17 protein-coding genes, 1 pseudogene and 1 riboswitch are annotated in these 17,600 nt (G+C 39.8%); of the genes and pseudogenes, 12 read left to right on the top strand and 6 right to left on the bottom strand.

Annotation, left to right across the window (positions count from 1 at the left end; translation table 11 throughout):
• Positions 1-48: 48 nt before the first annotated feature.
• Positions 49-399: a hypothetical protein gene (locus tag EG365_RS15030; RefSeq protein WP_000414792.1), complete on the top strand. Its 351-nt coding sequence runs from the start codon at positions 49-51 to the stop codon at positions 397-399.
• A gap of 196 nt (positions 400-595) precedes the next feature.
• Here the strand turns inward: EG365_RS15030 and EG365_RS15035 are convergent, their stop codons facing one another.
• A complete protein-coding gene (locus EG365_RS15035) occupies positions 596-898 on the bottom strand; it encodes a hypothetical protein (RefSeq protein WP_001117238.1) in 303 nt (100 codons plus the stop codon).
• 677 nt (positions 899-1,575) lie between these two features.
• On the opposite strand from EG365_RS15035, the gene EG365_RS15045 reads away from it, so the two are divergent.
• On the top strand, positions 1,576-2,136 hold the full coding sequence (locus EG365_RS15045) for a TetR/AcrR family transcriptional regulator (protein ID WP_001133095.1): 561 nt from the start codon (positions 1,576-1,578) through the stop codon (positions 2,134-2,136).
• A gap of 59 nt (positions 2,137-2,195) precedes the next feature.
• Here EG365_RS15045 and EG365_RS15050 read toward each other — a convergent pair whose 3' ends face one another.
• Positions 2,196-2,627, bottom strand: coding sequence for an SRPBCC family protein (locus EG365_RS15050; protein WP_000921216.1), 432 nt, complete (start codon positions 2,625-2,627; stop codon positions 2,196-2,198).
• Positions 2,628-2,879: 252 nt separating this feature from the next.
• On the opposite strand from EG365_RS15050, the gene EG365_RS15055 reads away from it, so the two are divergent.
• The 4 genes from EG365_RS15055 (at position 2,880) to uca (ending at position 9,374) form a co-directional block, all read left to right on the top strand.
• Positions 2,880-4,043: a zinc-dependent alcohol dehydrogenase gene (locus EG365_RS15055; protein WP_001202390.1), complete on the top strand. Its 1,164-nt coding sequence runs from the start codon at positions 2,880-2,882 to the stop codon at positions 4,041-4,043.
• Between the two features lie 189 nt (positions 4,044-4,232).
• Positions 4,233-4,328, top strand: a riboswitch (guanidine-I (ykkC/yxkD leader).
• Positions 4,329-4,356: 28 nt separating this feature from the next.
• On the top strand, positions 4,357-5,097 hold the full coding sequence (locus EG365_RS15060; protein WP_001090541.1) for an urea amidolyase associated protein UAAP1: 741 nt from the start codon (positions 4,357-4,359) through the stop codon (positions 5,095-5,097).
• Between the two features lie 15 nt (positions 5,098-5,112).
• Positions 5,113-5,766, top strand: coding sequence for an urea amidolyase associated protein UAAP2 (locus EG365_RS15065; RefSeq protein WP_000217385.1), 654 nt, complete (start codon positions 5,113-5,115; stop codon positions 5,764-5,766).
• Between the two features lie 2 nt (positions 5,767-5,768).
• Complete coding sequence (gene uca / locus EG365_RS15070; RefSeq protein ID WP_000475274.1) at positions 5,769-9,374, top strand: urea carboxylase; 3,606 nt, start codon at positions 5,769-5,771, stop codon at positions 9,372-9,374.
• Positions 9,375-9,412: 38 nt separating this feature from the next.
• On the opposite strand, the gene EG365_RS15075 is transcribed toward uca, so the two are convergent.
• Entirely contained in the window at positions 9,413-9,949 is a 537-nt protein-coding gene (locus tag EG365_RS15075) for an NAD(P)H-dependent oxidoreductase (RefSeq protein ID WP_001196271.1), read from the bottom strand.
• A gap of 92 nt (positions 9,950-10,041) precedes the next feature.
• Here EG365_RS15075 and EG365_RS15080 point away from each other — a divergent pair.
• From EG365_RS15080 to EG365_RS15105, 6 genes and pseudogenes are all read left to right on the top strand, one after another.
• Positions 10,042-10,389: pseudogene (locus tag EG365_RS15080) on the top strand (winged helix-turn-helix transcriptional regulator).
• Between the two features lie 93 nt (positions 10,390-10,482).
• Positions 10,483-11,022 (top strand): hypothetical protein, encoded by a 540-nt coding sequence (locus tag EG365_RS15085; protein ID WP_000821714.1) that lies wholly within the window; start codon positions 10,483-10,485, stop codon positions 11,020-11,022.
• A gap of 171 nt (positions 11,023-11,193) precedes the next feature.
• On the top strand, positions 11,194-11,319 hold the full coding sequence (locus EG365_RS15090; protein ID WP_001000631.1) for a hypothetical protein: 126 nt from the start codon (positions 11,194-11,196) through the stop codon (positions 11,317-11,319).
• Positions 11,320-11,323: 4 nt separating this feature from the next.
• Positions 11,324-11,758, top strand: coding sequence for a CopG family ribbon-helix-helix protein (locus EG365_RS15095; RefSeq protein ID WP_001118704.1), 435 nt, complete (start codon positions 11,324-11,326; stop codon positions 11,756-11,758).
• A 12-nt stretch (positions 11,759-11,770) separates the two neighbouring features.
• Positions 11,771-13,582 carry an allophanate hydrolase gene (atzF, locus tag EG365_RS15100; protein ID WP_000916831.1) on the top strand — a complete coding sequence of 604 codons (1,812 nt, stop codon included), beginning with the start codon at positions 11,771-11,773 and terminating at the stop codon, positions 13,580-13,582.
• Positions 13,579-14,601, top strand: coding sequence for an ABC transporter substrate-binding protein (locus tag EG365_RS15105; RefSeq protein ID WP_000591252.1), 1,023 nt, complete (start codon positions 13,579-13,581; stop codon positions 14,599-14,601). The genes atzF and EG365_RS15105 overlap by 4 nt, the downstream gene beginning before the upstream one ends.
• A 51-nt stretch (positions 14,602-14,652) precedes the next feature.
• Here the strand turns inward: EG365_RS15105 and EG365_RS15110 are convergent, their stop codons facing one another.
• From EG365_RS15110 to EG365_RS15120, 3 genes are all read right to left on the bottom strand, one after another.
• On the bottom strand, positions 14,653-15,534 hold the full coding sequence (locus tag EG365_RS15110) for an ABC transporter ATP-binding protein (protein WP_001000089.1): 882 nt from the start codon (positions 15,532-15,534) through the stop codon (positions 14,653-14,655).
• Positions 15,534-16,478: an ABC transporter permease gene (locus EG365_RS15115; RefSeq protein ID WP_000542525.1), complete on the bottom strand. Its 945-nt coding sequence runs from the start codon at positions 16,476-16,478 to the stop codon at positions 15,534-15,536. Before EG365_RS15115 ends, EG365_RS15110 begins: the two co-directional genes overlap by 1 nt.
• A gap of 95 nt (positions 16,479-16,573) precedes the next feature.
• Positions 16,574-16,975 (bottom strand): hypothetical protein, encoded by a 402-nt coding sequence (locus EG365_RS15120; RefSeq protein ID WP_000070792.1) that lies wholly within the window; start codon positions 16,973-16,975, stop codon positions 16,574-16,576.
• Positions 16,976-17,600: the final 625 nt, after the last annotated feature.

Here is a 17,600-nt window from a genome sequence, read left to right on the forward strand (position 1 = left end):
TTACTGCGGTCGATTTGAAAGAGAAATTTTAAATAAATGGGAATATAAATGGAAAAACAATTTGCCGATGAGAAAATGAAAAAATACTTGCGATTAATGCGTTTACGTAGAAACTTTGTACTCTCAGTATTTTTAGTTCCATCAGTTGTTATTGTTGTATTGATGCTAGCAAGAGTAGATGAAAAGTACTTATCTATTTATTTTCCGATAGTAATGATTCCTATCATATTATTTTTGATGTTTAAGCTGCTAGCTAACGGTATATGCCCTTGGTGTAAATGTGGTTTTTTCATGAATGATCTAGGTTCTTTTGTTAATGGGCTAAGTTTTATCTTCAGAAAACAATGCTCTCATTGCGGGAAGCCAGAAAAATTATCAAAAAATGAAGATGACTCTTAAAACTATAGAATATAACAGTATAGAGTTATATCACTCACTTGTTATCAAAAAATATTACTAATCTTAAGTACAAATCTATTTTCTAGAAATTGCGATTTGTATCGCTGTAAAAATATTATCTGATTAAGTCGTAATACAATCAGATAATATTTTAATTAATAAAGTTGTTGAGTAGTCAAAATTATAAAAGCTACTATTATTTTTTTAAAATCATCTTCAAACCTAATCTAAGCTCAATTAATGAATCTTTTGCAGCTTGAAAAAAATTTCGTTGTTCAAAAGTTTTTATATAGGATGCTCTATAAATTAGCCAGAATTCAACCATAAGAACTAAAAAAGCTAATGTCATACAAATATTAGTTGTAACTTTATTGTCTCCAAAGAAAAAAACTAATATTAATTGGAAAATAAAAATTAATAGTGACATAGGAATGAGAAAGACTAAATTGAAAAACAAGTAATATGGAATATACCAAATTAGAGGTAACACAAAAGGCATGATTTACTCTTTCCGGTTTAAGGAGTTGAGGGGATTTTAAAATAATTTAAAAAAATAATATATTAAAATTATATGTATTTGCTCCACCGTAATAGCTTTTATTTCCCCAACCGCTCTACTTTAATACGATTGTCATTTCCCACGCTTGACGACAAGAAAAGCGAATACTATCCTTTGCCTGCTGGCCTACATTGCCAGTCGACTTTGACAGGTCGGATAGCCAACGCACACGAAAAAGTCTCTCTTTTTTGTGGGCATCCCTGCGTGCCCCCTCTGCGGTGGAACGGGAGGGGGACACCTTCGGGTGTGCTGATCTTTTGGCTATCAGTCTGTCAACCTTCTCTCGTTTCACCACCATTATTTGACAGTAATGTGGTGAAACTTCTTTATAGCCAAAGGAGTTCGCTCATGCGTACTATTTCTTCTCATTTATTGGCCTTTGCCAAAATCTCTCTATTTATACCGTTTAAATACTCTATAAATTGGTTTAACCGACTCTAGGTTTTTACACCTAAACATCGTTACGACTAAAAAATCATAGCAACAATAAACCCGAGATAGGCGAGCACATCTTTATTGTGCGGCTTTTGCATGCCTGTATTTAGCACTCAATTTAAGAGTGACGGCATGACTATCTCTTTTATATACAACAAAAAATTATTTTAAACGGTATAACTATGCCAAATTTAGAAGCTTCATTTAGAGCACTCAGAGTGCTTCACACAGCAAAAGATTTATTTAACCAATATGGATTTCACAAGGTTGGTATTGACCGAATTATTGCCGAATCTAAGGTGACCAAAGCCACGTTTTATAACCATTTTCATTCAAAAGAAAGGCTCATTGAAATGTGTTTAACCTTTCAAAAAGATGGGTTAAAAGAAGAAGTATTTTCTATTATTCATTCTTATCGTGAACTTATGGTGTTTGATAAGCTGAGAAAAATATTTTATCTCCATGCCAACCTCGAAGGGCTGTACCGTTTGCCTTTTAAGGCCATTTTTGAAATTGAAAAGTTTTATCCCACTGCCTACAAAGTGGTGGTCGATTATAGAAACTGGCTAGTGACCCAAATACATGGCCTACTTTTAACCGTCAAACCCGCAGCCTTAATAGAAGATGCTCACATGTTTCTATTTGCAATTGATGGGGCAATGGTTCAGTTGTTAAGTAAAGAGGAAACAGATGAACGAGATAAATTATTAGATTATTTTTTAAGAAAACTGTCTGAGTATTAAGTCTAGAAACACTAAAATAAAAAGCCCATCACTGGGCTTTTTTAGTGGGTATGAGGCTATTAAAACTTAAGTTTTTTAAGGCCACGGCTCACGCCATTTTGTAAAGCCGCTTTAATAATTGGGCCAATAAAAGGAACGCGACCTTTAAAGCTAATGGTGTAATTTAAACGAGTTCGGTTATTTCCCAAGTCTGTAAATTGCATCACACCACGGTGTGCCTTAATTGGGCTAATGCCGCTTGTAATCGCGTACTCGATCAGTTCATTTTCTTTGTAGACTAAATTTGTTTCAACAAATGAAGGTGTAAACGGAATAGACATCTTGCGTGCAGAGCCAACGCCGTTACGCGCATCCTTACCATTACTAATGCGAGTGACTTTAGCAGGGGCAAAAAGTTTGCTTAGATTTTCGTGTTCACTTAAGGCTGCAAAGACCTTGTCTATGGGTGCATCAAATTCTTGTATGATGTTGATTTTTTGAGTTTTTAACATCTTGTTCCCTCTAAAGTAAATTTGACATGAGTAATTGTCAGAATTTGGATATTAGCATGCTTTTCACTAGGCTGGAATTCTAGTTCGTCGGCGTGATTTCATCTCTATATTGCACGTTTTTTGTTAGAAGTGGAGCCTTAATTCATTTGCATTTGAGCAATATGCCTTACGTGAAAAATAACAATCGTTGCAAACCGTAAAGAAAGCCTCCTCATAATCAAATGACAATTATAGGAAATAGAGGAATAACAAATGCGCGCTCTTACTTACCACGGTGCAGAAGACGTTCGAGTAGAAACGGTTGCAGACCCGATTATTCAAGAACCAGATGACATTATTTTACGTGTGACTGCCACAGCGATATGTGGGTCCGACTTACATTTATATCGAGGCAAAATCCCAAAGACTGAACATGGCGATATCTTTGGGCATGAGTTCATGGGCATTGTTGAAGAGGTCGGTCCAGCCGTCACCGCAGTTAAAAAGGGCGACCGTGTGATTGTGCCATTTGTGATTGCGTGTGGTGATTGTTTCTTTTGCCAACTCGACCTGACCGCTGCATGTGAGACCACCAATACAGGGCGCGGCGCGATTATCAATAAAAAGCAGATTCCACCGGGTGCAGCTTTATTTGGCTATAGCCACTTATATGGGGGGGTACCGGGCGGGCAAGCAGAATATGTTCGCGTACCAAAAGCCAATAAAGGACCTTTTAAAGTGCCCGGCTCACTGTCAGATGAAAAAGTGCTTTTCTTGACCGATATTTTGCCTACGGCTTGGCAGGCAGTGACCAATGCCCAAGTGAAACGTGGCTCAACCGTTGCAATTTATGGTGCTGGTCCAGTCGGGCTATTAAGTGCTGCTTGTGCCAAGATGCTTGGCGCTGAAAAAATATTTATGGTCGATCACAATGAATATCGATTGAACTATGCGGCGGCAACCTATGACGCTATTCCGGTTAATTTTGATGAAGTCGATGCAGCCGAATTTATTATTCAAAATACCGACAATTATCGTGGCGTCGACGCGGTAATTGATGCGATTGGTTTCGAGGCAAAAGGCAGTGTCATTGAAACAGTCCTGACCAATTTAAAACTTGAAGGTTCAAGTGGCGCAGCGCTTCGTCAATGTATAGCCGCGGTTCGCCGTGGTGGAGTAGTCAGCGTACCAGGTGTCTATGCAGGCCCGATTCATGGTTTTTTATTTGGTGATGCTTTTGATAAAGGCTTAACTTTTAAAATGGGCCAAACTCATGTGCATCAATATTTACCGCAACTCTTAGAATTGATTGAGCGTGGTGAATTAACACCTGAAACGATTATTACCCACCGAATGAAATTAGAAGATGCCGCAGAAGGTTATCGCATTTTTAATGAAAGAGAAGAGGACTGCCGTAAGGTGATTCTGCTTCCTTAAAAATCTCAGCCTTATAATTTCACTCTAGAGCCTCTTAATAAAAGGGGCTTTTTTATTTTGAAATGCACAATTTTTAGTGCAGCTTTTTATTTTTGAACCTAAAGCGCACCCAATTTGCTCAAATTGAGTATTACTTTTCACAAAAAACGTAATACTCAGCTGGCATGTCCTTTGCATAGTCTTAAACAATCAAAAGTGATCTAGGGTTCCGATACTTACAGTATGTCTGGACCGAGAGTTCACGGTTCCTAGCGAACTACACGGAGGGATAAAAGCCCGGGAGGAAGTCTAAAACTATCCGACAGGAGTAGCTATGAACACTGCAAGTTATCATAACAATCAGGCGATTTGGACCGAACTTTTACCCGGAGGACATCACTGGTCGGGTCGTATTCAAAAGGGAACTATTCTTAGATTTACTTCGCTTGGCGCTCAGGCAAATGTTTCTTTGTTTTGTGTAAATGCTGCCGATGTGCTTGAACGTTTCAACATGCCCGACAGTTTAAAAGGGCAACACACTGCCTATTTAAAAGCTTCCAACGTATTGTACTCAGACCTTGGCCGTGTCATGGCTTCCATTGTTCGTGATGATCATGGTTGGAATGATGCACTTTGTGGCCCAAGCCGACCAGAACAAATTGAAAAGCAATTCGGTACTCGTACATTTCAAGACGCCCGCAATGATATGTACCAAAACGGCTTAGACAGCTTATTGATTGAAATGTGTAAATATGGACTTGCCAGCCAAGATCTCAGTGCCACGGTTAACCTATTTTCTAAAGTTGCACCAGATGAAAACGGCGCTTTGTCTTATGTCAGTTCTGATAACACCAATCAAAACATTGAACTACGTTTTGAAATGGACTGCTTAGTATTTTTATCTGCTGCGCCGCATGGTTTAGACACCAGCCCAATCTATCAACCCGCCGATATTCAAATCAGTTTATTTAAAGCCAATTCTCTAACAGACAGCGATATTTGTCGTGATGCATGTTCGCAAAATCAGCGCGCGTTTCAAAACACAGCCCGCTACTACGCACTTAGCAATATTTAAATCAGGAGAAGCATCATGACAGTTTTACAATCATTTGAAAAAGCAGTTTTAAATGAAGTTTGTCCTGCTGGCGAAGCGTGGATGTGTGAGGTTAAAAAAGGCCAATATTTTCGAATTATTGACCTTGAGGGAAACCAAGCAGTCGATACTTTATTTATGAGTGCAGAAAACCCGACTGAGCGTTATAGCGCAATGGATACCTTGGCTATCAACCAACAAATCTATTTAGAAAAGGGCACCAAACTCTACAGTAATTTGGGCCGTCCAATAGCCGTTATTCATGATGATAACTGCGGGCGCCATGACACCATTGGCGGTGCTTGTTCTTGTGAAAGTAATACAGTTCGCTATGCACATGAAACCTACCCAATGCATAGTTGCCGTAACAACTTTATGTATGCCTTGGCAAAACACCCGATTGCAAAAAAGCATGGCTTAAATGTCCGTCATATTGGCCCAAACATTAACTTTTTTATGAATGTGCCTGTTACACCAGACGGTCAGCTTAAATTTGATGATGGAATTTCAGGGCCGGGGAAATATGTCGAAGTTCGGGCAGAAATGGATTTAATTGTTTTAATTTCCAATTGTCCGCAGCTCAATAACCCATGTAATGCCTATAACCCAACCAAAATTCAACTGGTTGTCCGTGAAGCGGAAGGGGTGTAAGCATGTTTAAAAAAGTTCTGATTGCTAACCGCGGTGCAATTGCCTGTCGCGTAATTCGCACCCTTAAAAAACTCGGGATCGCTTCAGTTGCAGTTTACTCCGAGGCCGACCGTGACTCGTTACACGTGACTTTGGCCGATGAAGCTTTTCTGATTGGCCCTGCACCTGCACATCAAAGTTATTTAAATATTGAAAAAATCCTTGAGGTTGCTAAACAGTCGGGAGCAGAAGCCATTCATCCCGGTTATGGTTTTTTGTCTGAAAATGCCGAGTTTTGTGATTTGTGCGAAAGCCAAGGTATTGCCTTTATTGGGCCAACTTCAAGCCAAATGCTGGATTTTGGTTTAAAACATACTGCACGTGAACTCGCTATTAAAAGCAATGTGCCTTTACTTCCGGGTAGCTCATTACTTTCCGATGAAGCCGAGGCTTTGACCGAAGCTGCTCGTATTGGTTATCCAGTCATGCTGAAAAGTACCGCGGGCGGTGGTGGTATTGGTATGCGTCTGGTCTGGAATGAAACTGAATTAAAAGATGCCTACCAAACCGTATCTTATTTAGCGCAGGTCAATTTTAAAGATGCAGGTTTATATTTAGAAAAATTTGTACAACATGCACGCCATATCGAAGTACAAATTTTTGGTGATGGGAAAGGGCAAGTTTTAGCGTTGGGTGAGCGTGATTGTTCGGTACAACGCCGTAATCAGAAAGTCATTGAAGAAACACCCGCGCCACATTTAAATGAACAGCAACGCGACTACTTGCAAAAAGTTGCGATTCAACTCATGCAATCGGTGAACTATCGCTCGGCAGGCACGGTTGAGTTTGTCATGGACACCGAAACCCAAGAATTTTACTTCTTAGAGGTCAACACGCGTTTGCAGGTTGAACACGGCGTGACCGAACAAGTGTTTGGTGTCGACTTAGTCGAATGGATGGTTACCTTGGCAAGCGGTGACTGGTCCGCACCGACTGAAAAGTTAGAGCCAACAGGACATTCTATTCAAGTTCGTCTTTATGCCGAAGACCCAATTAAACAGTTCCAGCCGAGTGCAGGCCTGCTTACACATGTTAAATTTGACCCGCAAGCCCGAGTCGAAACATGGGTTGAAACAGGTTCAACGGTGTCGTCTTTTTATGACCCAATGATTGCCAAAATCATTGTGACTGCTGCAACACGGGACCAAGCTATACAGGCAATGAGTGCCAGTCTTGCCAACACGCAAGTCGCAGGCATCGAAACCAATTTAGAATATTTGCAAAACATTATTGCTTGTGATGTGTTTGCTTTAGGTACTCAAACCACTCGATTTTTAAATACGTTTGAATGGAAAACTCAAAAAATTGAGGTGTTGCAGGCTGGTATTCAAACTGCTATTCAAGACGTAACAGGCCGATTAGGTTATTGGGATGTTGGTGTGCCGCCATCAGGTGCCATCGATCCACTCAGTTTAACGGTGGCAAACCAGCTTCTAGCCAATGAGCCAAATACGGCAGGGCTTGAATGTACCTTGCAAGGGCCAACTTTAAAGTTTCACTGCGACAGCCAAATTGTGATTACGGGTGGTGACATGCCTTCAAAACTTGATGGCGAACTTGTGCCGATGTGGCAAACCATTAATGTGAAAAAAGGCCAGATTTTAAAATGTGGGATTATCCGTTCAGGTTGCCGTAGCTATATAGGCGTGAAAGGTGGCTTTGAGGTTCCTGACTATTTAGGGTCACAGGCGACTTTCACTTTAGGGCAGTTTGGTGGGCATGCAGGCCGTAATCTATTAATTGGCGATATGTTGCCAATTACTGAATATTCCGCTCAATCGACTACAGCTTTAGCTCAAGCGCAAATTCCTAGCTTTACCCAAAACTGGGAAATTGCAGTCATGTATGGCCCACATGGCGCACCAGATTTTTTCACCAAACAAGATATTGATACGTTCTTTGCCAATGAGTTCGAAATTCACTACAACTCAAGCCGGACAGGCATTCGTTTAATTGGCCCAAAACCAGAGTGGGCACGTGAAGACGGCGGTGAGGCAGGCTTACATCCCTCCAATATTCACGACAATGCTTATGCGATTGGCGCAATTGATTTTACTGGCGATATGCCAATTATTTTGGGTCCAGATGGTCCAAGTTTAGGCGGCTTTGTTTGTCCTGCGGTAGTCATTCATTCCGAGCTTTGGAAAATCGGGCAGCTAAAAGCAGGCGACAAGGTCAAATTTGTACCCGTGAGTTATGCGCAAGCAAAAGCACTCGATCAAAAATATTATCAAAGCTTAACCGCGACTGATACAACTCAGATCGGTTTTAATCCAGCTATTCAAGCAGAACCCGATACTTTAAAAGATGCCGTTTTAGCTACTTTAGACGGTGACGCTGGTTTACCAAGCGTGACCTATCGACCAGCAGGAAATAGCTATTTGTTGGTGGAATATGGCGAGTTAGTACTTGATCTAAACTTACGTTTCCGTATTCATGCACTCATGCAATGGGTTAAAGATCAAAACATTCAGGGTATTATCGACCTAACACCGGGTATTCGTTCACTACAGATTCATTTTAATTCAATCCAGCTCGATCAACTTGAACTTTTACAGAAACTTCAACAGGCAGAAGCCGAATTACCCGATATTCAAAATATGCAGGTGCCTTCACGGACTGTCTATTTGCCTTTGGCTTGGGAAGATTCGCAGACTCAACTTGCAACTGAGCGCTACACACAAATTGTTCGACCAGATGCACCGTGGTGCCCAGATAACGTCGAGTTTATTCGCCGTATTAATGGCTTAGCTTCAAAGCAAGCAGTTAAAGATGTGGTTTATAGCGCAAACTATTTGGTGATGGGTTTAGGCGATGTGTATTTAGGTGCACCCGTTGCAACGCCACTCGATCCACGCCAACGTTTAGTCACCACAAAATATAATCCTGCGCGAACTTGGACACCTGAAAATGCGGTCGGCATTGGCGGGGCGTATATGTGTGTGTACGGTATGGAAGGGCCGGGTGGCTACCAGTTTGTTGGTCGCACGACCCAAATGTGGAGCCGTTACCGTAAAAATGCCAACTTCGAAGAAGGCAAACCGTGGTTACTGCGCTTTTTTGACCAAGTTAAGTTTTATGAAGTTTCTGAGACTGAACTTCTACAAATGCGTGAAGACTTTAAGGCGGGCCGACTACAACTTCGTATTGAAGATGGTGTGCTTAACTTAAAAGAATACAACGAGTTTTTAAAAACACATCAAGATAGCATTCAAGCCTTTAAAGATATGCAACAAGCCAATTTTGAGGCTGAACGCCGCCGTTGGCACGAAGCGGGCTTACAAGAATATATCTCTGAAAGCCTAGATGCTGTTGATGAAGGTGAAACCGTGGTTATTCCTGAAGGAGGCTGTGCAGTCGAATCACACATGCCGGGGTCAATCTGGAAAATCGAATGTGCATCGGGAGATATTGTTGAAGAAGGTGCGACCCTTGCGGTAATTGAGGCAATGAAAATTGAAATTCCGATTATTGCGCCGGAACGCATGAAAGTAGAAACCATTACCATTGAAAAAGGACAAACCGTAAAAACAGGACAAGTGCTATTTACTTTGGCACCAGTCGCTTAAACTAAAAGAGAGCATCGATATTGATGCTCTCTTTTTTATTATGCTTCGGTCAAATGTTTTAATACTTTATGGCCATGTTCAACAGCTTCTAATTTAATTTTCGACTCTGGGTTACCCGATAATGGCGATACGTCATAAAGCAAAAATGTGCCGCTTAACTGCATTTGCGTATATTGAATTGAATGTTGAACTGATTTTAAAAAGCTATCGATTAAGTTTTCTTGGTCGTTCACCATGTTCGCTTCTTTTTGCCCGACCGTCATACTAATAATGACTTTTTTATCTTTTAATTTGTCGCCCTGAGAGCCATAAGCAAACTGATAAGTAAAAACTTCATCAAACCATAGCTTCAAAATTGCGGGCATATTAAACCAGAACATTGGATATTGCAGAATAATCGTGTCGTGGCGTAATAAGGCTTCTTGTTCAGCACTCACGTCAATTTTATAGTCCGGATAAAGCTGGAAAATATCTCGCACTTCAAGGTCCGGATAGGTTTTTACGAGTTCATTCACAATCGTTTTATTTGCAATTGATTGAGCGTAGTAGGGATGAGCTAAAATCAGTAAAGCCATGAGAGTGCCTTTAAACTATAAAAATCATAGTCACTATAATTTTTATAGTATTAGCGTACAATAACTATCAAAGTTGATAGGTGGCGTTAAAAATGGCAAATACTGAAAATAAATGTGAAATCACCATGAATGGAAAAACGTATCCATGTCATATCAGTATGGCTATGGATTTAGTGGGTGGAAAATGGAAAGGTGTTATTTTGTATTATCTAAAAGATGGACCAAAACGTTTTAATGAAATCAATCAATTAATGCCAACCATTACAGAAATGACCTTAAGCCTGCAACTCAAGTAATTAGAGCAAAGTGGCTTAATCTCTCGAACCGTTTATGGTGAAAAAGCACCGATTAAAGTGGTTTATGAAATGACCGAATTAGGCCAATCTTTTAAGCCTGTTTTAGAGTCTTTATCGGTATGGGCACATACGATGATTAATTAGCCATAAGATTAAAGACAAAATTAAATTATGGAATAGATTCGACTCCGTGAATGATATTTAATATGATACTTCAAGAACAAAAATGGAATTATTATGAAAAGAATTTTATTACTAACATTTATGTTTTTTTATTTACTTACTCCGACTTATGCTCAAGAAGTAAAATATAAAAATATTGTAGTTAACCTAAAAGATCAGTGGGATATTAGCAAAGGTCAAAATGAAGAGTTAATTGCAATAAAACAAGCGAGTAAACAGGCAATTATAATTTCAATATATTATCCCAAAGGTATAGAAGAGGGTATGCAATATCTGGTTGCTTCTCTACAAATTCCTAAACAAGGACTAGTTAAAATGAAAGGGGTAACATTAGTTAATGAGGATATTAATATTCCATTGAGTAATGGTATGAATTATCAAGCTAATGTATTTACAACCAACTTTGATAAACGTTTTCTTATTAGTGCTTCATCAGGTACTAATGCTGGAGTTATCTTAGTAACATATGAAGGCGAAGGTAATGATACAAATAAAGCGATTAATGATTTTAAAAGTTTAATAAATAATATAAAGATAGAGGCTCCTAAAGATGGATTCCTTTTTAATCAGAATGATTTATTGAAACATAACTAAGGATTAAAAGAGATAGCCCCATCCCTGTGCATGGGGCTTTTTCTTGCCCAAAAATCACTCATAAATTCCTACCAAGCCCATCAAAACCACGCTTAAAAACTGGCACATTTTCTGCATCTCTTATTAGTAATACAAAAACTGAATTTGGTAATACCAAGCTAGAGGTGTGATATGAACGATGTAAAACCTGTGGTTCAACCAAAGCAAACTTTAAAAGCCTTTTTAGTCCAGTTGCTCAGCGTACGCGCAGGCGTATATATCAAACAAAACAATCAGCTGCCTAAAACAAAAGGATAAGACTGTGGCAAAACAAAAGCTTGCTCGAATCAGTATTACCGTACCTGAATCGACCCTCAACGCGCTCGACCAAAAAATTGTCGAGCAGAACTATGAAAGTCGCTCGCAAGCCATTGTCGACATGATTAATAAACACCTGATTGCAGAGCAAGCACAGGCCAATGAAGTCATGGTGGGCACATTAACGCTGCTTTATGACGCTAGCCAAATGACCTTGCGCAATCAATTGGTTGACTTGCAACAACAGTTTTTAGCACAGGTGATTAGTTCACTTCATATTCAGCTCGACCAACAAAAGATATTGCAAGTCATGTTAATGCAGGGCGCGAGTTCTGAGCTTAGACAAATTAGCCAGCAATTTATTGTGCTGAAAGGGGTGATCAAAGGACATCTAGAACTGATGGATGCCGTTATGCCGCCTATACAGCAAAATGACTAAATGAGGAGTAGCGTGTTGAAAAATTTATGGACTATTCAAGACTGGAAAACAGCATATCAAAACGGGCAAATCCATCTTGCAGATCTGATTGGCTATGTGGCAGAAATTAAAAACGATGACCATGCATGGATTGAAATTGCATCGAATAATCAGATTCAGGCACAAATTGATGTTTTAAAAGATCAGAATATTGCTGACTTACCTCTATACGGAGTGCCATTTGCAGTCAAAGACAATATTGATGTCGCTGACTTTCACACCACTGCTGCCTGTAAAGAAGTTCAATATTTAGCAAACCAAGATGCTGCCGTCGTTGCCAAACTGAAAAAAGCTGGGGCGATTGTGGTGGGTAAAACTAACCTTGATCAGTTTGCAACGGGACTGGTTGGTGTTCGCTCTCCCTATGGTGCAGTAAAAAATAGTTTTAACCCCGAATATATCAGCGGTGGTTCAAGTTCTGGTTCGTCAGTGGTGGTCGCCAACGGTATAGTGCCTTTTAGTTTGGGGACAGACACGGCGGGGTCAGGGCGTGTTCCTGCAGGCCATAACAATATTGTGGGTCTTAAACCAACAAAGGGCTGGTTTTCTACCACAGGTTTAATCCCTGCATGTCGGACTATTGATGTCATTTCTATTTTTGCGCTGCATATTGATGATGCTTGGACAGTTGCCAGTTTAATGCAGGGATACGATGAAACAGATGAATATTCACGAGTACATCCAGCCAATGTACCGACTCAGTTTTCTAAACGAAAAATAGCTATTCCAGCTCAGCTTGAGTTTTATGGCGATCTTGAATCTGAAAAAGCCTTTTTAGTTGCAGTCGAGCGTGTTAAAAAACTGGGTTACGAAGTTGAGAGTATTGATTTCAGTGCGTTTAATGAGCTTGCTGCCGCACTGTATAACGATGCATGGGTGGCAGAAAGAACAGTCGCCGTTGAACGCATGACAACACGTGAAAAGGCTCATCCAGTCATTGCCCAGATTATTGCGCAGGCAGATAAATTCAAGGCAACAGATGCACTTCAAGCCGAATATAACCGTGCCGTTCTGGCTCGAAAAATTAATTTGGCATTACAGCCTTTTGATGCCTTGATGGTTCCGACAGCACCAACCATTTACACCATTGCCGAAGTTGAAGCCGACCCGTTGACTAAAAACGCGCACATGGGGGCCTATACCAACTTTGTTAATTTTGCCGATCTTTCGGCTTTAGCTTTACCTAATATACTTCGTGAAGACGGCCTACCAAGTGGAATAACCTTTATTGCACCAGCTTGGCACGATCAGGCACTCGCCAATTTTGCGCAGCTTTGGCAAGCCGAAACATCGCTGAGTTTAGGTAAATCAACTCAACATTATCAAAAAAGTCTAGAGATTCAGTCGAATCATTCAGTACAGCTTGCCGTTGTGGGAGCACACTTAACAGGCATGCCCCTTAATTTTCAGCTCACTAGCCGCAATGCAACTTTACTTAAGAAAACCCAGACCGCAGAGACTTATAAACTCTTTGCCTTAAAAAATACCTCGCCACCAAAACCTGGCCTGCAATGTGATGCAGCAGGGACATCAATTGAAGTCGAAGTGTGGGATGTTCCTTTAGCAAATTTTGGTGCCATTGTGGCCGAAGTTCCAGCACCACTTGGTATAGGGAACCTGAAACTAAAAGATGGAACATGGGTCAAAGGCTTTATTTGCGAGGCTTATGCCATTCAAGATGCAACCGATATTAGCCATTTTGGAGGCTGGCGAGCTTATATACAGTCACTCAATCAAACCGCTCAAAGTGTTGTTAGTAAAAATGTTGGGGAAGTTTCTATATGATTAAAAAAGCGTTGTTATCCGTATCTATTTTATCGGCAGTTGTATTGGGTGGGTGTGACAATACTGCTAAAGTGTCCGAGGCTAAACAAGATGCTCAGGCAGCCGCAAATACAAAACCAATTACCATCGGATATAGTGATTGGCCGGGCTGGGTGGCTTGGCAAGTGGCTATTGAAAAAGGCTGGTTAAAAGAAGCAGGGCTAAATGTAGAGTTTAAATGGTTTGATTATTCGGCTTCTCTTTCGGCCTTTTCGGCAAATCAGCTCGACGCTGTGTTGGTCACCAATGGCGATAACTTGGTAACAGCTTCGGGCGGTACGCAAGGCATGATGATCATGGCAACAGATTATTCTGCGGGCAATGATGTCATTATTGCAAAAGAGGGTATTAATACCATTCAAGACTTAAAAGGAAAATCGATCGGTGTCGAAAAAGGCTTGGTTGACCATCTTTTATTGGCAACAGCTTTAACCGACCATAACATTAAAGCGAATGAGGTGAAGCTGGTAAATTCAGCGACGAACCAACTACCTCAAGTGTTTAATAGCCCAGATATTTCCGCGATTGCTGTTTGGCAACCCATTGCAGGGCAGGCATTAAAAGCAGTGGCAGGCTCTAAAATTATCTATACCTCTAAAGACAAGCCGGGTTTAATTTACGACACCTTAACAGTCAACATGAGTCATTTAATAGCTCATCAAGACGAATGGAAAAAAATCATTCAAGTGTGGGATAAAACAGTTAAATATATTAATGACCCTGCAACCCATGCCGATGCGGTTAAAATTATGGCAAACCGTTCAGGGGTTGATCCAAAGCAATATGAGTTGATGGTCAGCGGTACGCATTTATTAGATATCAATGCCAATAAAAAAGTATTTACTAAATCTCAAGACTTTGACTCGATTTATGGCTCTAGCTATCACGTCAATAAATTTAACGTTGAAAACGGTATTTATAAAACTGAACAAAATGTAGATGGGCTGATTTATCCAACACTCATCGAACAACTCAAATAAGCTCCATAAAGCAAAAAGCCCAAGTTGAACTTGGGCTTTTTAATGTCTTACTTATTTTTCTGTACTGACCTGAGTCATACGCGGTATTTTTGGTAGGTCTTGCAACGCAGGGTCAAGCTCGTCTTCTTCAGCGTGAACCAGATAATCAACTCGTGAACAGAGCTGTTTAAACTCAGGTGTGCTCATTAAATCGAGTGAGCGTGGGCGAGGTAAATTAACTTCAATAATTTCCTTAATTTCACCTGGGTTGGCTTTGAGTGCCACAATTCGGTCTGCCAGCAAAATGGCTTCATCCATGTCATGGGTCACAAAAATAATGGTGATATCAATGTTTTGCCATAAATCCATTAAGTGCTTTTGCATTTTTTGGCGAGTATGTGGGTCGAGCGCACCAAAAGGTTCATCCATAAGTAAAATTTTAGGTTGATTAACTAAAGCTCTAGCAATCGCAACGCGCTGTTTCATGCCACCAGAAAGTTGGTGTGGATACTGATTTTCATATTTTTCTAAACCAATAATATTGATCCATTCGCGTGCTTGAGCTTCGGCTGTCATTTGACTGGCGCCGCGCATTTGCGGACCAAACATTACGTTTTCTTTTACAGTTTTCCACGGAAAAAGGGTATAGCCCTGAAACACCATACCGCGTTCAGGACATGGGCCTGTAATGCATTCGCCGTCTACTAAAACTTCTCCGCTATGGTATGGGTCTAAACCTGCAATAACACGGCTTAGTGTCGATTTACCGCAGCCAGAAGGACCAATCACACAAATAAATTCTCTTTTATGAATTTTTAAATCGAGCTTATTTAAAACAGTATGTTCAGTTTGACCATGTTTAAAAACTTGGCTCAGTTGTTTAGCTTCTAAAATCACAGGACGTTCATAAATTTTTTGAAAGTATTCATGTGCGTTAAATGTTGAATCGTTCATTATTTTGCTCCTACTTTCCAAGTGAACATCCGCTCACCTAACTTCATTAATACCCAATCACAGACCAGCCCAATCACCCCAATAATCAAAATGGCCGCATAGACATTGTCAAAGTTTTGATAGCGTGCCTGTTGGGTGATAAACCATGTAATACCCGAGGTCGTACCAATCAACTCTGAAACAATTAAATAGGTCCATGCCCAGCCCAATAGCACACGTAAGTCACGGTAAATATCAGGTAAGGCAGCAGGAATCACCACATGAAATAAACTTTTGAGCTTATTGGTGCCAAGCGTATAGCCAGCTTCAATTAAGCTTCGATCAACCGTTCGTGTGGTATTGGCAATAATGAGAATTTGCTGAAAGAGTGTACCAATCACAATAATGGCAATTTTAGGTGCGTCATTAATCCCTAAAATTGCCACAGCAAGCGCACCAAATGCAGGTGCGGGTAAGTAACGGAAAAACTCGACAAACGGTTCTGTTAACAAGGATATCCGCTTAGAAAAACCACACAAAATACCCAGTGGAATCCCAATTAAGGAAGAGATAAAAAAAGCTGAAAATACCAGTTTAATACTGTGCCATAAACTTTGATGAAACCACGGCGAATCAGGTTGTTCAGGTGGTGTGGTAAATGCAGTGACCAAAGCCTTAGCGACTTCATGGGGAGCGGGTAAATAAATTGGATTAACCAAAATACCTTGTGGTGGTGCAGAATTTCGATTGACTGCATTTTGTGCTTCGAGATAGAACACATTTTTATCAACGCGACTTCCTACTTGTAAGTAAGGAACACTGCCTGAACTTGTGATTTGTACTTGAGGATGCCAAACAAAAGGTAAGTAACTGATTGCGCACCAAAGACATATTGGAATCACGAAAGAACAAATACTGAGAATCAGCTTGTTCTTTTGCGTAAATTCCTTTGCAACATAACCCATATCGAGAGCTCCCCATTTTGATCAGTATTACGATTTTCATAAAACGTAATATTGTTAAGCAAAATAGGTGCCATCTTTAAGGTGCTCTAGATGAGTTAAGAAGATGAGGGAACTAAAGTTTCATGTAAATAAACCCAATAACATTTTTCGTCTTCTACTTTAATGCAGGCTGTGGAAGTCCGTACTGTTTCGGTTTCATCAGTTTGCTGATGTTCCTGATATTGCACCCAACAGTAATTTTCAAATTCGTATAAGGCTGTGCTTTTAAGAATAGTGATTTTTAAAGAGGGCTTTTTTCCAATATTTTGACTAAATAAGTTCTTAACTTCGGCTAAACCAATACTCTGACCTTGAACCGTAACCATCTTAAAATTTTGATCAAAACTGTTTAAAAGTGGTGTGAGACTTTGTTCTGCATTTTGACCTGTAAAAACATTTTCGATCAAAACATGTAAGTCAATGACACTTTGAATGGCCTGATCCATTTGATTAGACATGGGTTTTCTCCTTTAAAACGGGAATGAGTGAAAGTAAGCAGAGCAAAGCTGCAATTAAAAAAGTATGTTAATAGTGGAATTGTGATGTATAGACGGTACTAAATAAAATTTATCGATTAATATTTCAGACCATATTCTCTTCTAACAATCTTAACCTATGCAATCAATCGATGAATTGATTTGATTTATATTAGCGCTCAAGCTGCCGCTAATCATTGCCAACAATGTACTTTTTGTATAAAGCAGCATAAATGAACCAATCTATTTGTTATTCAAGTCATGATTAATTCGCAGATTAAAAATATTGCTTTTTTTATAGCTATGAGGGTATCTATATCAGCCAAAATAGCCAGATATTTTGGATACTGGTGGGTAGTATTAATTTCTTTGAAAAAATTGGTAATTCATATGAGCTATAAAGTTAAGAACTACAATTTTTGAGAAAATAAAATTTAGGTTGAATAAACTTCTCTTGGTCTGAGCCATTACAAGAACCAAAAATAATTACTTGTAATTTTTATCTAAAGCCATGTTTAAGCAAAAAATATAGAAAATTTATGGTTATGTAGGGAAAGTATGTTTTTTAGTGCTAAGGAAGCATTAAATTAATTTTAAAAAAATATGA

The sequence above is a fragment of the Acinetobacter sp. FDAARGOS_494 genome, assembly GCF_003812225.1.
GTDB lineage: Bacteria > Pseudomonadota > Gammaproteobacteria > Pseudomonadales > Moraxellaceae > Acinetobacter > Acinetobacter baumannii.

Coding starts and splice junctions, on each gene's coding strand:
- EG365_RS15050 (WP_000921216.1), bottom strand. CDS start 2,627: ATGTTAAAAACTCAAAAAATCAACATCATACAAGAATTTGATGCACCC.
- EG365_RS15105 (WP_000591252.1), top strand. CDS start 13,579: ATGATTAAAAAAGCGTTGTTATCCGTATCTATTTTATCGGCAGTTGTA.
- EG365_RS15115 (WP_000542525.1), bottom strand. CDS start 16,478: ATGGGTTATGTTGCAAAGGAATTTACGCAAAAGAACAAGCTGATTCTC.
- EG365_RS15110 (WP_001000089.1), bottom strand. CDS start 15,534: ATGAACGATTCAACATTTAACGCACATGAATACTTTCAAAAAATTTAT.
- EG365_RS15035 (WP_001117238.1), bottom strand. CDS start 898: ATGCCTTTTGTGTTACCTCTAATTTGGTATATTCCATATTACTTGTTT.
- EG365_RS15085 (WP_000821714.1), top strand. CDS start 10,483: ATGAAAAGAATTTTATTACTAACATTTATGTTTTTTTATTTACTTACT.
- EG365_RS15045 (WP_001133095.1), top strand. CDS start 1,576: ATGCCAAATTTAGAAGCTTCATTTAGAGCACTCAGAGTGCTTCACACA.
- EG365_RS15055 (WP_001202390.1), top strand. CDS start 2,880: ATGCGCGCTCTTACTTACCACGGTGCAGAAGACGTTCGAGTAGAAACG.
- EG365_RS15030 (WP_000414792.1), top strand. CDS start 49: ATGGAAAAACAATTTGCCGATGAGAAAATGAAAAAATACTTGCGATTA.
- EG365_RS15060 (WP_001090541.1), top strand. CDS start 4,357: ATGAACACTGCAAGTTATCATAACAATCAGGCGATTTGGACCGAACTT.
- uca (WP_000475274.1), top strand. CDS start 5,769: ATGTTTAAAAAAGTTCTGATTGCTAACCGCGGTGCAATTGCCTGTCGC.
- EG365_RS15065 (WP_000217385.1), top strand. CDS start 5,113: ATGACAGTTTTACAATCATTTGAAAAAGCAGTTTTAAATGAAGTTTGT.
- EG365_RS15075 (WP_001196271.1), bottom strand. CDS start 9,949: ATGGCTTTACTGATTTTAGCTCATCCCTACTACGCTCAATCAATTGCA.
- EG365_RS15120 (WP_000070792.1), bottom strand. CDS start 16,975: ATGTCTAATCAAATGGATCAGGCCATTCAAAGTGTCATTGACTTACAT.
- EG365_RS15090 (WP_001000631.1), top strand. CDS start 11,194: ATGAACGATGTAAAACCTGTGGTTCAACCAAAGCAAACTTTAAAAGCC.